Source organism: Streptomyces sp. NPDC047853 (genome assembly GCF_043204535.1).
Classification (GTDB): Bacteria; Actinomycetota; Actinomycetes; order Streptomycetales; family Streptomycetaceae; genus Streptomyces.
Window position 1 is genome coordinate 203986 of sequence record NZ_JBIDCI010000012.1, and the last position, 15132, is coordinate 219117.

Sequence of the window (15132 nt, forward strand, 5' to 3'; positions counted from 1 at the left end):
GCGTCCTCCGGTGGGGCGGGGGGGCGGAGTGACCGGGTCAGGACAGCTGTGACTGGACCTGGGAGGAGATCAGTTCCAGGTGGTCCAGGTCGTCGAGGTCGAGGACCTGGAGGTAGATGCGCTGCGCGCCGGCCTCGGCGTAGCGGCCGATCTTCTCGACGACCTCGGCCGGGGAGCCGGCCAGCCCGTTGGCCTTCAGCTCCTCGACCTCGCGGCCGATCACCGAGGCCCGGCGGGCGACTTCGGCGTCGTCCTTGCCGACGCAGACGACGAGGGCGTTGGAGTAGGTGAGGGCGTCGGCCGCGCGGCCGGCCTCCTCGGCGGCGGCCCGCACCCGGGCGAACTGGCGCTCGGTGTCCTCCAGCGAGGCGAACGGGATGTTGAACTCGTCGGCGTACCGGGCGGCCAGGCGCGGTGTGCGGGTGGCGCCGTGACCGCCGATGAGGACGGGCACCTTCCGCTGCGCGGGCTTGGGCAGCGCGGGCGACTCCGTGAGGTCGTAGAACGTCCCGTGGAAGTCGAAGGTCTTGCCGGTCTCGGTGGCCCACAGACCGGTGACGATCGCCAGCTGCTCCTCCAGGCGGGCGAACTTCTCCTTGGGGAAGGGGATGCCGTACGCCTTGTGCTCCTCCTCGAACCAGCCGGCGCCCAGGCCCAGCTCGACGCGGCCGCCGGACATCTGGTCGACCTGGGCGACCTGGATGGCGAGGACGCCGGGCAGTCGGAAGGTGCCGGCGGTCATGAGGGTGCCGAGCCGGATGCGCTTGGTCTCGCGGGCGAGGCCGGCCAGGGTGATCCAGGCGTCGGTGGGGCCGGGGAGGCCGTCCGCGGAGCCCATGCGGAGATAGTGGTCGCTGCGGAAGAAGGCGTCGAAGCCGAGGTCCTCGGTGGCCTTGGCCACGGTGAGCAAGGTGTCGTAGGTGGCCCCCTGCTGGGGCTCGGTGAAGATACGCAGATCCATGTCTCCATCCTGCCTGCTCGGCGCGGGTGGGCCGCACAGGCTCCGCCCGGCCCGGCGCGCATGTCCTCCGGGTCCGCCCGGCCCGGCGCACATGTCCTCCGGGTCCACCCGACCCGACGCGCGTCCCTCCAGGGCCCGTCCGTCCCAGCGCGCATTCCCCCCGCCTCCGCCCAGCCCGGCCCGCTCCCCCCGGGCCCGCCCGGCTCGGCGCGGATGCCTGGCGGGTCGCGCGGCTTCCGGGTGGCCGCGCGTCGGCCCGGGGGAGGTGCGCGGCCGGTCCGGTGACCGGGTCGGGCGTTGATCGTTTGCCGGGGCGGAGGCGGATCGCCCGGCCTCCGCGCCGGGCGGTGTGCGCCGGCGCGCCAACCGTGTCGCCCCCCGTGGGGCCTGGGGCCGAGGAGGCCGTCGTGTCCGAAGAGAACCTGCCGCGTCAGGACGGGGCTCAGGCCCGGCCGAAGGGGCTGCTCCAGCAGATGGAGGAACTCATGGCGGCGCTGAACGCGGACCTGTCGGCCCTGGACGCCGATCTCCAGTCGGCGGGAGACCCCGAGCGGCCCGGCCCCCGGGAGCTGCCGGAGGCGACGGAGTCCGCCGCGTCCACGGGGCGTCCCGGGCGTCCGGCGGACGGGGCAGGACACACCGACTGAGCTGTGCGGGGCGCGGTCGGCGGCTCGTCGGGGGGGGGCGGCTAGCCCGCCTCCCGCTCGGGCAGGTCCGCGTCCCGGTCCGCCAGTTTGCGGAGCATCTCCAGGACCCGGTCACGCGACTCGTCCGCCGCGTCGATGGCCTCCATGCACTGCCAGTACGTGGCCTCGTCGTCGGCGGCGCAGGCGACGCCGACCAGGGCTATGCCGGTCTCCCCCAGCAGGGTGCCCAGGCGCATCAGGGCCTGCCGCGCGTCGCCCAGTTCGGTGAGCTGGGCGGCTCGCAGCTCTCCCGGGGCCAGCTCCGGGGTGTGCAGCACTCCGCAGCCGCGGCCCGCCAGCTCGGTCAGCCCGATCGCCTCGCCGCGCAGCTCCGGTGGCCCGTGGACCGCCAGCCGGCTGCCGATCGCCTGCGCCAGGGCCTGCACCTGCCACACCTCCGTCAGGATGTCCGGCACCTCGCCGCCGGCCGCCAGGGCACGCCCGCTCGTCACGATGAGCCGCACAGCGTCCATGCGCTGCCCCCGTCTGTCTCCGACGCGCTCGCGGCGCGTCCGCCCGAACTCCGTTGTCCACTACCCAGAGTGAAGGCGTGTGGGGCGAAAAGCCAGAGGAAGGGGGAAATCTTCGGACAACAAAATGGTTTCCTACCCGATTTCGACTGCGGAGAGTAATAACGGAGTTCGCGGCTCCTCCGGCTCAGGCGTCCGGGTCCGGCCGCGCCGGGAACCGGAGTTCGTTGCGCTCGATCTTCGCCGCCAGCGCGGCCAGGGGGTCGACGCCGAGCACCTCGCAGAACTGGAGCAGATACGCCAGTACGTCGGCGACCTCGTCCCGGACCCGGTGCGCGGTGTCCGGGTCGGCCATGACGCGGGCGGACTGCTCGGGCGTCAGCCACTGGAAGATCTCGACGAGTTCGGAGGCCTCCACGCTGAGCGCCGCGACGAGGTTCTTGGGCGTGTGGTACGGCTGCCAGTCCCGTGCGGCGGCGAACTCTGCGAGCCTGCGCTGGAGGGCGGGCAGGTCGGGGGGCGGGTGCGGAAGATCGGTCACGGGTCCAGGTGTACCACCGTGACGCCGTCCGTCCCGGTCGCCCAGGAGGGGTCGGCCACCGCCGCGACCACTCGGATGTGACCGCGGTCGCACATCCGCGCCGCCAGGCGGAGCAGTTCCCCGCGCTGCCGGGTGTCCAGGCCCCGGTCGAAGCCGTCGGCGAGCACGGTCAGCGTCTGGAGCGCGGCGGGGACCTCACCGACCGGGTCGACCTCCAGCACCCCGGGGCCGGTGAACAGCAGCAGGGCGAGGGCGAGGTAGCGAAGCTCGCCGTAGCCGAGCCGCGCCAGGCCGGTGCGGACGCCGTCGCCACGGTCCAGCGACGCGCGGACCACGCCGCCGGTCACCGGCTCCGCCAGCACGTCCGCGACCGAGCCCGCGCATCCGGCGCGTACCGCCGCGACGAACTGCGCGTGCCGGCGGCCGCACTCGGTACGGGTGCGCCACAGCACGTCGGCGAGGTTGTCGCAGCCGCCGAGCAGCCGGCCGGTGCCGCTGGGCACGGGCTCCCGCATCCGGCCGGGCCGGGGGTCGCAGGAGAAGACGGAGCGCAGGGCGACCACCATCTGCTCGGCGGCGGCGAGCACCCTGCGCTGCCCGTCCGTCTTGCCGGCCACCCGCAGCGGCAGCAGCGGGGTGCCGAGCCGGTCGTCGGGCAGCGGGGCGCGGGTCACGAGCGCGGACCCGCCGGTGTGCCAGGCCGCCTGGACGGCACGGCGCCCGGGGTCGCGCAGGGCCGTCTCCAGGAGCACCACCCCGTCCGCGGTCAGCCGCTCCCCCACGATGCGCAGCTCGGGTTCGGCCTGCACGGCGACGTCGAGGTGCACGGGCCCCTCCGCCCCGTCGGCCGTGCAGCCGATGCGGAAACCGCGGCGGTGCTGGGCGTCGGGCCGGGCCCGCTCGGGCACGCAGGCCACCGGGTCGGGGAAGGCCGCGCCGAGCCGGGCACCGGCCCCGAGCCGGGCCAGGGCGTCGTACGCCCTGAGCGCGGTGGTCTTGCCGCTCCCGCTGGGGCCGGCGAGCACGGTGAGCGGCCCGAACCGCAGCACGGCGCGGCGGTGCCCGGCGAAGGCGGACAGCCGCAGCTCGGTGACGCGGGGGCGGTCCGGCAGGGGTGCGGCCGGGGCCGTCGACGCGGGGGGCACTGCCATGTCCGGACCGTAGGGTCCGGGCGGAACGGCGAACCGTTCCGCCCGGACGGCGTTCCTACGAACGGGGGACGGGACCGTCAGGACCGGAGCGGTCCGTCACACTCCCGGTACCTGCGCCGCGCTCTCCATCAGCCCGTTCACCTCGGTCCCGGCGGGGGTGAGCAGGAAGACGTTGCGGTCGACGCGGTGCATCCCGCTGGCCAGGCCGAAGACGACGCCCGTGCTGAAGTCCAGGACGCGCTTGGCGACCTCGCCCTCGGCGCTGGTCAGGTCCAGGAGGACCGGGATGCCCGCCATGAGGATCTCGGCGACCTCGCGGGCGTCCGCGAACACGTTGACCCTCAGGACGACGAAGCGGCGGCGGGTCTCCGTCTCCGCCTCCGGCAGCGCCCGGTGGCCCACCGCGGACGGCCAGGCGTCCCGCCCGCGCAGAGGAACGACCTGGGCGAGCCCCTCCCACTGTTCATCGGTGACGTCGTGGCTGTTCACCGGCTCCCCCCGATCTCACTCGCCTTCAATGCGTGCACCAGCCAATTCTTACGCCAAGTCACCCGTTCGGCCCAACAGCGACACGTTTCGCGACGCTCCGTGCCCGGTGGTCGCCGGAGGAATCCGGGTCGCCGGCACGGCGGTGGCGCGACCCCGGCCGGGGTCCGCGCCACCGCCGTGCCGCGGTCGGCCCGCTTCGGGACCCCGCGCGGTCGGGAGCCGAAGGGGCCTCAGGACCGCTGGTCCGCCCGGTCCTGACGACTGGCCAGCGCCCAGATCACGAAGACGTCGATCGCCATCACGATCACCGACCAGACGGGCGAGTACGGCAGGAACAGGAACTGGGTGATGAGGCTGACCGAGGCGAGGAAGATGCCCGCGAAGCGCGCCCAGGCCATGTCCTTGAGCAGTCCGTAGCCCGTGGCGAGGACGAGGGCGCCCAGGATCACGTGGATGATGCCCCAGCCGGTGAGGTTGAGCTCGTAGACGTAGCTGCCGACGCGGGCGTACACGTCGTCCTCGGCGATGGCCGCGATGCCCTGCAGGACGGCGAGGGCACCGTTCAGCAGCATCAGGACGCCCGCGAAGACGACCCCGCCGGTCACCCATCCGCCGGAGCGGTCCGCCGACCGTGGGGCACCTGTGCCGTGCGTCGGCCTGCCGGGAGAAGGTGCGGCGTGCTGGCTCATGAGCGAGTCCTTTCTGCGTGTGCCCGTACGGGCCTCGGCCCGTCGGTGCGCCGGGCGCCGACAGGTCCCTCCGAGCCTGCGGCCACCGGTGCCGACCGGCCATGCGGGTACGCCGAACGGGTGAACCGGCGCCGCCCGGTCCGCCCGCCGCCCGCTCCCCGGGGGCGCCCCGTGCGCATGCGTCCCCGCCCCGTCTCGCGTTAACTGAGGCGCACGTGCGAGCGCGTGCCCCGGACCCGTCGGACCAGGTGCCGGGGTGAGGTGGACGGAGGAGGACCGTGGCGACTGGGCCCCCGCCGGCGAACGCGGTGCCGGGCCGGGCGGAACAGTCCCTGCGGCACACGTTGTTGAGCCCCGGCTATCTGCGGCTGTTGCTGCTGTGCGTCCTGCTGGGCGTGCCCATCGCGCTGGCCTGCTTCTTCTTCGTCGGGTTCCAGCACCAGCTGCAGCACTGGGTGTGGACGTCGCTGCCCGAGGCAGCTGGTTACGACGCCCCGCCCTGGTGGTGGCCGCTGCCCGCACTGCTGCTGGCCGGGCTGATCCTCGCGCCGATCGTCACCAGGATGCCGGGCGGCGGCGGGCATCTGCCGGTGAACGGGCTGGGCGGCGCGCCCGTCGGCCCCCGTGCGCTGCCCGGCGCGGTGCTGGCCGCGCTGGCCACGCTGCCGCTCGGTGTGGTGCTGGGGCCGGAGGCGCCGCTGATGGCCGTCGGCAGCGGGCTCGCGCTGCTGGCGGTCCGGCGGGCGGGCGCGGCCGGCGACCCGAAAGCGAGCGCGATCATCGCGACGGCCGGGTCCACCGCCGCGATCTCCACCATCCTCGGCGGTCCGGTCGCGGCGGCCGTCCTGCTGATCGAGGGGGCGGGGCTGGCGGGCACCCAGCTCGTCGCCCTGCTGCTGCCGTGTCTGCTGGCCAGCGCGGCCGGCGCGCTGGTCTTCACCGGGTTCGGTCAGTGGACGGGCCTGGAGATCGGCGCCCTGAGCCTCCAGGACCTCCCGCCGGCCGCCGGCCCGGACGCGGGCGACTTCCTCTGGGGCATCCCCACCGCGGCCCTGATCGCGGTGCTGGTCACGCTGGGCCGCGAGCTGGGTCACCGCACCGTCTCCTGGACGCGGCGGCACACGGCCGCGCGCACCGTCCTGTGCGCCGTGGCCGTGGGCGGCTGCCTCTGCGGGTACGCCCTGGTCACCGGCCGGTCCCCGGCGGAGGCGGCCCTGTCCGGTCAGGCGACGCTCGGCGTACTGGCCGCGGACCCGCACGCGTGGTCGGTGGGCGCGCTGGTGGCCCTGGTGGCGTGCAAGGGGCTGGCCTGGGGCATCGCGCTGGGCAGCCTGCGCGGGGGGCCGATCTTTCCCGCGGTGCTGCTGGGCGCGGCCACGGCCGTCGCGTGTTCCGGGCTGCCGGGTTTCGGGGCGACCCCGGCCCTCGCCCTGGGCATCTCGGCCGCCGCGGCGGCGGTGACGGGGCTGCCGCTGGCCAGCGCGGTGCTGGCGGTGCTGCTGATGGGCAGGGACGCCCACGACCAGACGCCGTTGATCGTCATCGCCTCGGTCGTCGCCTTCGTCGTCGCCCAGTTGGTACGCCGGACCGAACCGGCGGCCGCCGAGAGCCCGGGCAGGGGAACCGCACGGTGACGGAGCACCACCGGTCCGGCCGGCGGCGGCCCGGCAGCCCGCGGGGTGGCCCCGCGCGCTCCGGCAGGGTGCGGGCCGTCTGGCACGCGGCGCGTCCCTGGCTGACGCGGGCCGGTGTCACGGCGGCCGTGGTCGTGGCCTACTTCGTCCTCCCGCTCGACCACCTGGGTCCGCGGCGCCCCGTACTGAGCTGGGTGCTGTTCGCCCTCGCACTCGCCGTCGTGGCCGTGCTGCTGCTCCGGCAGATCCGCCACGTGTTCACCAACCGCCCGGACTCCCGGCCCGGTGCGGTCCTCTCCCTGCTGATCGTCCTGACCGTGCACATCTTCTCGGCCACCTACTACGCCCTCGCCAAGCACGAGGGCGAGTTCACCGGCCTCGACACCCGCGTCGACGCCCTGTACTTCACCGTCGTCACGCTGGCGACCGTCGGGTACGGCGACATCACCCCGAGCGGCCAGGCGGCCCGCATCGTGACGGTCCTGCAGATCGCCTACAGCTTCGTGTTCCTGACCGCCGCGGCGACCGCGCTCACCCAGCGGCTGCGCGACATGGTGGTCCGGCGCACGGAGCGGGACCGGCGGGGCTGACGGCACCGGGAGCACGTGTGCGGACGCCACCTGCGCGCACCGTGCGCGGCACGAGCGGTGTCACCCACGCACACAGTGGCGCGAGTACGGCGGGCGCGGGACCTGCTGACGGACTCGGCGGCCGGCCCGCGCACGCCGGAGGAGCCGGCCGCTCTGGCCGACTGACGCGGAACCGGCCGCAGCGGCTCACCGTGCCGAGTCGCTGAACTCCGCGTCCCGGTCCCTCGCCGGGCCGTCCTCCGGCAGGTGGCGGGCGGTGCGGCGGCGGCCGGGCAGGACGGCGAGGACGATGAGGGTGCCGGCGGCCATGATGATCCCGCCGACGAGGCTGGTCGTGGCGACCCCGTGGGCGAAGGACTGGTTCACGGCGTCGGCCAGGGCCTCGGCCTGCCGCGGTCCGGCCGAGGGGTTCGCCGCGAGCCGCTCGGCGACGGCCAGTCCGCCGCCCACGGAGTCCTGGGCGGTGTCCAGCGCGGCGGCCGGGAGCCGGCCTCCGGCCAGGTCGGCGAGTTCGTCCCGGTAGGCGGTGCCGAGCAGGGAGCCCAGCACGGCGATCCCCAGGGAGCCGCCGAGTTCCAGCGCGGTGTCGTTCGCCCCGCCGCCGACGCCCAGCTCGCTCTCCGGGAAGGAACCCATGATGGTGTCGGTGGCCGGGGACACGCTCAGCCCGATCGCGAGGCCCAGCAGCAGCATCGGGGCCAGGAAGTCGGCGTACGTCGAGTCCTTCTCGACGAGGGCCAGCAGGAGGACGCCGACGGTGCCGAGCACCATGCCGGAGCCGACCATGGCCTTCACCCCCAGCCTCGGTGTCAGCCGGCCGGTGACGGCGGCGCCGACGAACACGGCGCCGGCCAGCGGCAGCAGTCGTACGCCGGTCTCCAGGGCGCCGAAGCCCAGCACGAACTGAAGGAACTGCGTGGCGTAGTAGATGGCGCCGTAGGTGCCGAAGAAGAAGAACAGCACCGCCAGCATCGAGCCGCTGAACGGTCGCAGCAGGAACCTGCGGACGTCCAGCATGGGGTGCGGGTGGCGCAGTTCCCAGGCCACGAAGGCCACGAGGCCGACGACGGCGGCGACGGCGGCGGCGACCGGGCCGGCGCCCCAGCCGAAGTGCGGGCCCTCGATGGTCGCGTAGACCAGGCTGCCGACGGAGACGATGGACAGCAGACCGCCGACGTAGTCGATACGGCCCATGCCGGCCGCCTTGGACGGCGGTACGAGGATCAGCGCGCCGACCACGGCGGCGACCGCGACGGGGACGTTGACCAGGAAGGTCGAGCCCCAGGCGTGGTCCTCCAGGAGTCGGCCGGCGACCAGCGGGCCGACCGCGATGGCGAGGCCCGAGGTGGCGGTCCAGGCGGTGATGGCCCGGGCCCGCTCTCCCTTCGGGAAGACCGCGACCAGGAGGGACAGCGTGGCCGGCATGACGACGGCGGCCCCGACGCCCATGATCGCCCGGGCCGCGATGACCAGCCCGGTCTCCTCCACCAGGCTGCCCATCACGGAACCGCCCGCGAAGATCACCAGGCCGGTGATCAGGGCGCCTCGGCGGCTGTACTTGTCGCCGACCGAGCCGAGGACCAGCATCAGCGCGGCGTACGGGACGGTGTAGCCGTCGATGACCCATTGCAGGTCGCTGCTGCTGAGGCCGAGATCGGCCGTCATGTCCGGTGCGGCCACGATCAGCGACGTGTTGGCCATGACCACGATCAGCAGGCTCAGACAGAGGACGACGAGGGCCCACCAACGCCGCGCGTACGGCCCGGTCATCTTCTCGACGGGGGTGGTGGCTAGGAGGGGCATCGGGGCTCCCGGGAGGGCTGGGGCGAGTTAATTGCCCATCGATGTGCAGATCAATGGCAGCGTAGTTTGTTGCACATAGAGGTGCAAATAAGAGGCGGGCGGAGGTCCGGAAGGCGCGACGGAGCGGCTCGTGCGGCTCGTGCGGCTCGTGCGGCTCGTGCGGCTCGTGCGGCTCGTGCGGCCGGAACCCGCCGGAACGGTTGGAACGCAGGGTGAGGGAGGCCGACGCGGTGAGCGGGCAGGGGTCAGCGGGGGTGCGGAAGCCGACGGGCTGAGTGCGGGGGCGGGCCGTCGGGGCGCAGGTGCCCGCGGCTGGACGCGGGGGCGCGGAGGGGGTGAGTGGGGTGGTGGGGTGATGGGGTGGTGCGGACCGGGGGTTACTCGTCCGGGATCGGCTCCGCCGGGGTGACCGACGCGACGACGGCCCGGGCCCGCCGCTCCGGTACGCCGGCCGCGATGAGCTGGGCCAGGGCGACGCGGGTGCCGTCGTCCTCCAGCGCCCCCGTGTTCACCTGCTCCAGCAGTGCGACCGTCATCGCCTCCAGTCCGGCGCTCAGCACGGCGGGCGGCAGATGCGCGGGGAAGGCCCCGTCCCGCTGGCCGCGTTCCAGGATGGCGGTGACCTCGGCACGGGCCGGTGCCAGGATCTCCGAGACCCGCTCCACGCCCAGGTCGTGCCGGGCCAGCGCCAGGAGCATCCGGTAGCGGTCGCCGACCGGCCACATCAGCAGCACGAAGTACGCGAGGGCACGCTCGGCCGGTTCCGCGGGCCCGATGCGCTCCGCACCGGCGGCCATCGCGCTCCGCAGCACCTCGGAGGCCTCCTCGGCGAGGGCCTCCAGGAGGGCCGCGCGTCCCGGGAAGTGCCCGAAGAGGGTCCGCCGTACGACACCGGCGGCGCGGGCCAGTTCCTCCAGCGTGGTGTCCGGGTTCCGTCCCAGTTCGCGGCGGGCCGTGGCCAGGATGCGCGCCCGGTTGGACCGCGCGTTGCGTCGCTGCGGCTCGCGGGCGACTGACTTGGTCACGGGGAACCTCTGGGGCGCGTGGTGGGGCGGCGGGGCGTCCATTCTGGCACGGGGGCCGTGCCCGGGGCCGAGCGGCGACTCGCCCGCCCGCGGCCTCCCGGGCCGGCTCGGGCCCCCCGAGCCCGGACAGGGCCGGACCTCGTCCGCCCGGCCCGGGCCCGGTGGCCCCGCGTCGCCTCACCCTGCCGGTCGGTCGTCTCCCCGTGGCCCGCCGTGCCCGCGGGACCCGACCCCGTCCGCCCGGTCCTCGTGATCCACCCCGTCCGCCCGGTCCTCGTGATCCACCCCGTCCGCCCGGTCCTCGTGATCCGCCCCGTCCGCCCGGTCCTCGTGATCCGCCCCGTCCGCCCGGCCCTCGTGATCCGCCCCGTCCGGCTCCCGCGCGGGCTCGGTCGCGTCCGCCCGGCCGCCCCGCCGTACGGCGGCGACCGCGGCGAGCACCGTCCCCACGGCCACGACCAGCAGACCGCGCAGCCACACCTCCGCCTCGATCTGGGTGGCGAGCGCGACGCAGGACGCCGCGCCCAGCACGGGGAGGACGGTCGGGGTCCGGAAGTGGTCGGCCTCGCCCGGGTCGCGGCGCAGCACCAGCACGGCCGTGTTGACCATGAGGAAGACCACGAGCAGCAGCAGGACCAGCGTGGACGCGAGGGTGGCGACGCTGCCGGTGAGCGCGAGGAGCATCGACAGCACGGTCGTGACCGCGATCGCCGCCCAGGGGGTACGGCGCCCGGGCAGCACCTTGGTCAGCGCGGCGGGCAGCAGCCCGTCCCGGGCCATGCCGTAGGCCAGGCGGGAGGACATGATGCCGGTGAGCAGCGCGCCGTTCGCGACCGCGACCAGGGCGATGGCGCTGAACAGGCGGGTCGGCACCCCGCCGGCCGCCTCGACGACCTCCAGCAGCGGCCCGCTCGACCCGGCCAGGCGGGCTGTCGGGACGGCCACGGAGGCGGCGAGCCCCACCAGGACGTACACGGCGCCGGCGGTGGCGAGGGCGCCGAAGAGGGCGCGCGGGTAGGAGCGGCGGGGGTCGCGGGTCTCCTCGGCGACGTTCACGGAGGTCTCGAAGCCGACGAAGGAGTAGTAGGCCAGGACGGAGCCGCTCAGTACGGCCGCCGCGGCCCCCTTCTCCGGCGTCCCGAGCTGCCCGAGCCGTGCCACGTCGCCGTCGCCGCGCAGCAGCAGCCACGCGCCGAGGGCGACGATGACGAGCAGGCCGCCCACCTCGACGACGGTGGCGACGACGTTGGCCCGGGTGGACTCCTTGATGCCGCGTGCGTTGACCAGCGCGAGCAGGGCGAGGAACACCACGGCGACGGCGCCCACCGGCAGCGTCACGAAGGCCGACAGGTAGTCGCCCCCGAAGCCGCGGGCCAGCGCGGCCACGGAGACGATGCCGGCGGCGAGCATGCAGAAGCCCGCCACGAAGCCGGCGAACGGTCCGAAGGCCAGGGTGGTGTAGTGGGAGGCGCCGCCCGCCCGGGGGTATTTCGTGGCCAGCTCGGCGTAGGAGGCCGCGGTCAGCATCGCCAGCAGCAGCGCGACGACCAGCGGCACCCACACCGCTCCCCCGGTGTCGGCGGCCACCTGCCCCACCAGGACGTACACCCCCGCGCCCAGCACATCGCCCAGGATGAAGAAGTACAGCAGCGGGGTGGTCAGCGCCCGCTTCAGCGCCGGACCGTCCTGGGTCTCCGCCGGCCTGCGTGTTCCGAATCTCGCCATGCCGCCTCAGGTTTCCCGCCAGACCGAGAACACGCCCCCGAGTCCGGCGGGCACCTCGGCGGGCCGGTCACCGCTCGTCGGACAGCAGGTCCTTGGCCGCCAGTCGCCCGTCGACGAAGCACAGGCGGTAGACGCCCGCCTCCATCGAGAACAGGCCACCGCCCTCGGCCCGGTAGTACCGGCACACCGCGCGCTCGGGCGCCGGCGGGGAGTCGGCGTGCCACTCCGCGGGCACCTGTTCCGCGGGCAGGACCCCTCGGAGGTCCTGCCACCGTTCGCCCCGGGTCAGCCCGCGGTAGGTGGAGGCGTCGAGGGTGGCGCTGCTGTCGAACGCGTTCGAGAAGTAGACGACCATCATCACGCACACGACGGCGACCGCGACCACGGGCACCGCCAGCATGGTCATGAGGCTGCGGCGGACCCGTTGCTCGGCGTCCCGCTGGGCCGTGACGGTGAGCGGGACCCCGAGCGGGCCCTGGGGGCCGGCGGCACCGGCCCCGTACAGCTCCCCGGAGTGCGGCAGGCGGGCCGAGACCTCGAACACGCCGTCCTCGCGGGGCCGGGCGGAGAGCGTCCCGCCGAGTACCTGGACCCGCTCGGAGAGACCGACGAGTCCGGTGCCGTTGCCGACGGCCGGCTCGGAGGGGCCGTCGGAGATGCCGTTGGTGACGGTGACGGCCGTGTGGTCCGTCAGGCGGTCGATCCGGATCCGTACCTCCTCGCCGGGCGCGTGCTTGGCGGCGTTGGTGAGCGACTCCTGGACCACCCGCCGCACCGCCTCCTCGACCGCGGGCGGGGCCGTGACGTCGAGGCCGATCCGCCGCAGGTCGATCAGCATCCCCGCGGTACGCGCCCGGTCCACCGTCGTCATGAGGTCCTCGCGCGGCGGCGTCGGTTCCTGCGCCGTGTCCACGCGCAGCACTCCGATGATGTCGCTGAGCCGGCTGACAGCCTGCCCCGCGTTGCCGCGCAGTTGCCTCGCCGTGGCCCGCACGGACGCGTCCAGGTCGGGGGCGACCTCCAGGGCGGCGGCCTGCATGGCGATGAGGGTGAGGTCGTGCCCGAGCTGGTCGTGCATGTCCTGGGCGATGCGGGCGCGTTCCCGGGTCCGGGCCCGGTCGGCGGCCAGCTCGTACTCCCGTTCGAGGTGCTGGGCCCGCTGCCAGCCGGCGAGTTCCAGCTCGCGACGCTGGTGGCGGTGCCGGCCGGCCAGCCACGCGGTCACGGCGCCCACCAGCAGCGGGACGCTGTTCAGCCAGGTGGTGAGGTGGCCCGCCCGGAGCCCGAGGACGCCCAGCGTCGTCAGCACGGCCGTGACCGCCACCGCCGTGTCGACGGGACGCTCCCGCGTGTCACCGCGCCGGCCGGCCAGGTAGCCCATGACGAACAGGCTGGGCGCGAACCAGGGGCTGACGAGGCTGAGGACCGCGGTGGTCCCCCAGGCCAGCGACAGCCGCGTGGCCCGCAGCGCGACGACGGGTACGAGCAGCAGGACGCCGGCCAGCCGCCACCACAGGGAGCGGGGATCGGAGTCGCCGGGCGAGTCGAGCAGCGCGGGGACGGCGAGCGCCGCCCAGAGCAGGGCGCCTCGGACGACCTTGCGTTGCCGGGTCCGCTCGACAAGGATTCGGGATCGACTGGTCCGTGCAGGATCCCAGGACTTCCAGAGGCCCCTCACCGGGAGGCCTTTCACCGGGAGTCCTGACAGAGCGCCGGTGCGGCGACAGCCCCGGCGGGGGACGAAATGGGGAACGTGTGATTCGGGTTCTGATCGCCGACGACGAGACGATGATGCGCGCGGGGGCGCGGGCGATCCTGTCGGCCGATCCCGAGATCGAGGTGGTGGCGGAGGCGGCCACCGGCCGGGAGGCCGTGGAGCTGGTGCGCCGGCACCGGCCGGACGTGGCCCTCCTGGACGTGCAGATGCCGCAGCTCGACGGACTCGACGCCGCTTCCGAGATCCTGAAGTCCGACGCGGGCACGGCCGTGATCATCTTCACCACGTTCAGCAACGACGACTACATCGCCCGCGCCCTGGGCGAGGGCGCCAGTGGCTTCCTGCTGAAGTCGGGAGATCCGCGCGACCTCATCGCGGGGGTGCACGCCGTCGCCGACGGGGCCGCGTATCTCTCCCCCGAGGCGGCGCACCGGGTGATCCGCGGTCTGCCCACGGCCCGGATGGCACGGGGCTCCGCGGCACGCGAGCGGGTCGACCGCCTCAGCGCCCGGGAGCGGGAGGTGCTGACACTGCTCGGGGAAGGGCTGTCGAACGCCCAGATCGCCCGGCGGCTGCGCCTCGTCGAAGGCACAGTCAAGACTCATGTCAGTTCCATCCTCACCAGGCTGGCCGTCGGCAACCGTGTCCAGGCGGCCATCATCGCCTACGAAGCGGGACTGATCGAAAGCGTCAACTGAATCCGGACACCGCGCCCGAGGTCTTCCGGACACCGTACGGGGCTGTTGCGGAGAGCCCGCCCAAGGGGTTCCGGCGACCGCGCACAAGGGCTTCTCCGGCGACCGCGCACAAGCGGTTCCGGAACCGTTCCGGACACCGCTCACCGCGGCTCGGCGAAAGGAATCAGCCGTTCACCCCTTTCCGGGCCGGCGCGCACGGGGGCGTCCGCTCGGACACCTGACCACTGGGACACGCGGCCACCCGGACACACGGCCACCCGGACACGCGGCCACCCGGCTCAGGAGCCCTCCGCGGAGAACGGGCACCGCCAGTCCGCCGGTACGGCCCGCCCCGCGTACTGGCGGGCCTCGGAGGACTGGCCGTGGTCGGACAGCATGGGGTTGACGCTCCCCTGGAGGCGCACCTCACGTTCGCGGATCCTGCGCTGCAGACCGTAGTACGTCCCCTGCGCCTTCAACCGGGCGAACTGCTCGTGCGAATTGAACACGAGGGCCGGATGCGAGAAGCGCCGGGAAATCCGAGAGGATTCCGGGCTGAGCCCGGCCACGAAGAACGGATGGCCGGCGACACTGAAGGCGAATTCAGGCGACTCGGTGTCACTGGAGTAGCCGGAGCTCCATTCGTGGGTTTTGGCATCCAGCCGGTGCAGATGCCCCAACTGCTCCCAGAGCAGCTTTTCGAATTCCTCTTCGCCGTGCATCCGGGGGCTCAGGAATATCGCCACGAACGAAGCGAATTCGTTTTCCCCGGTGAGTTGCTCCTCAGTGAACGCGACCAGGTCCCGATGGAGCAGAGCAGTGGCTTCCGCCCCGCCCAACTCATCGTAGAACCGCACGACAAGGGTGTCCTGTCGCAGAGCGGAACGCGCTCCCAGGCAGGTGAAGGAATCCCCGCCCAGCCAGGTGATGAATTCCTCCCTCAACTCATGATGTGCCATTACGCCTCCAGCTCC

The 15132-nt window shown here is 74.0% G+C and carries 15 protein-coding genes; 4 read left to right on the forward strand and 11 right to left on the reverse strand.

The genetic code is table 11. From position 1 onward, the window contains the following. Window positions 1-37: 37 nt before the first annotated feature. Window positions 38-961, reverse strand: coding sequence for an LLM class F420-dependent oxidoreductase (locus ACGF5T_RS23205; RefSeq protein ID WP_356612048.1), 924 nt, complete (start codon window positions 959-961; stop codon window positions 38-40). 407 nt (window positions 962-1368) lie between these two features. On the opposite strand from ACGF5T_RS23205, the gene ACGF5T_RS23210 reads away from it, so the two are divergent. After that, window positions 1369-1608 carry a hypothetical protein gene (locus tag ACGF5T_RS23210; protein WP_366767854.1) on the forward strand — a complete coding sequence of 80 codons (240 nt, stop codon included), beginning with the start codon at window positions 1369-1371 and terminating at the stop codon, window positions 1606-1608. Window positions 1609-1649: 41 nt separating this feature from the next. On the opposite strand, the gene ACGF5T_RS23215 is transcribed toward ACGF5T_RS23210, so the two are convergent. The 5 genes from ACGF5T_RS23215 to ACGF5T_RS23235 all read right to left on the reverse strand — a co-directional run bounded on the left by ACGF5T_RS23215 (window position 1650) and on the right by ACGF5T_RS23235 (window position 4987). After that, the gene (locus ACGF5T_RS23215; protein WP_356612052.1) at window positions 1650-2120 is read right to left on the reverse strand and encodes a DUF6099 family protein; all 471 of its coding nucleotides are present in this window, start codon (window positions 2118-2120) and stop codon (window positions 1650-1652) included. A 184-nt stretch (window positions 2121-2304) separates the two neighbouring features. Next, entirely contained in the window at window positions 2305-2658 is a 354-nt protein-coding gene (locus tag ACGF5T_RS23220) for a nucleotide pyrophosphohydrolase (protein WP_356612054.1), read from the reverse strand. Further along, complete coding sequence (locus ACGF5T_RS23225) at window positions 2655-3809, reverse strand: ATP-binding protein (protein ID WP_366767853.1); 1155 nt, start codon at window positions 3807-3809, stop codon at window positions 2655-2657. The genes ACGF5T_RS23220 and ACGF5T_RS23225 overlap by 4 nt, the downstream gene beginning before the upstream one ends. A 96-nt stretch (window positions 3810-3905) precedes the next feature. Next, window positions 3906-4298 carry a cell division protein SepF gene (locus ACGF5T_RS23230; protein ID WP_356612057.1) on the reverse strand — a complete coding sequence of 131 codons (393 nt, stop codon included), beginning with the start codon at window positions 4296-4298 and terminating at the stop codon, window positions 3906-3908. A 230-nt stretch (window positions 4299-4528) separates the two neighbouring features. After that, on the reverse strand, window positions 4529-4987 hold the full coding sequence (locus ACGF5T_RS23235; protein WP_366767852.1) for a hypothetical protein: 459 nt from the start codon (window positions 4985-4987) through the stop codon (window positions 4529-4531). Window positions 4988-5265: 278 nt separating this feature from the next. On the opposite strand from ACGF5T_RS23235, the gene ACGF5T_RS23240 reads away from it, so the two are divergent. Continuing rightward, a complete protein-coding gene (locus ACGF5T_RS23240; RefSeq protein WP_356612679.1) occupies window positions 5266-6621 on the forward strand; it encodes a chloride channel protein in 1356 nt (451 codons plus the stop codon). Between the two features lie 128 nt (window positions 6622-6749). Further along, the gene (locus ACGF5T_RS23245; protein WP_392889068.1) at window positions 6750-7211 is read left to right on the forward strand and encodes a potassium channel family protein; all 462 of its coding nucleotides are present in this window, start codon (window positions 6750-6752) and stop codon (window positions 7209-7211) included. Between the two features lie 186 nt (window positions 7212-7397). Here ACGF5T_RS23245 and ACGF5T_RS23250 read toward each other — a convergent pair whose 3' ends face one another. The 4 genes from ACGF5T_RS23250 to ACGF5T_RS23265 all read right to left on the reverse strand — a co-directional run bounded on the left by ACGF5T_RS23250 (window position 7398) and on the right by ACGF5T_RS23265 (window position 13442). Beyond that, a complete protein-coding gene (locus ACGF5T_RS23250) occupies window positions 7398-9014 on the reverse strand; it encodes an MFS transporter (RefSeq protein ID WP_356612681.1) in 1617 nt (538 codons plus the stop codon). Window positions 9015-9391: 377 nt separating this feature from the next. Next, window positions 9392-10039, reverse strand: a complete 648-nt coding sequence (locus ACGF5T_RS23255; RefSeq protein WP_356612683.1) for a TetR family transcriptional regulator — start codon at window positions 10037-10039, stop codon at window positions 9392-9394. A 177-nt stretch (window positions 10040-10216) separates the two neighbouring features. Continuing rightward, complete coding sequence (locus tag ACGF5T_RS23260; protein ID WP_366767850.1) at window positions 10217-11764, reverse strand: amino acid permease; 1548 nt, start codon at window positions 11762-11764, stop codon at window positions 10217-10219. Between the two features lie 67 nt (window positions 11765-11831). Then, a complete protein-coding gene (locus ACGF5T_RS23265) occupies window positions 11832-13442 on the reverse strand; it encodes a histidine kinase (protein ID WP_356612687.1) in 1611 nt (536 codons plus the stop codon). Window positions 13443-13519: 77 nt separating this feature from the next. Here ACGF5T_RS23265 and ACGF5T_RS23270 point away from each other — a divergent pair, with 77 nt between their 5' ends. Then, window positions 13520-14179, forward strand: a complete 660-nt coding sequence (locus tag ACGF5T_RS23270) for a response regulator transcription factor (RefSeq protein ID WP_356612689.1) — start codon at window positions 13520-13522, stop codon at window positions 14177-14179. A gap of 278 nt (window positions 14180-14457) precedes the next feature. Here the strand turns inward: ACGF5T_RS23270 and gntA are convergent, their stop codons facing one another. After that, on the reverse strand, window positions 14458-15117 hold the full coding sequence (gntA, locus tag ACGF5T_RS23275) for a guanitoxin biosynthesis heme-dependent pre-guanitoxin N-hydroxylase GntA (RefSeq protein WP_361019748.1): 660 nt from the start codon (window positions 15115-15117) through the stop codon (window positions 14458-14460). Window positions 15118-15132: the final 15 nt, after the last annotated feature.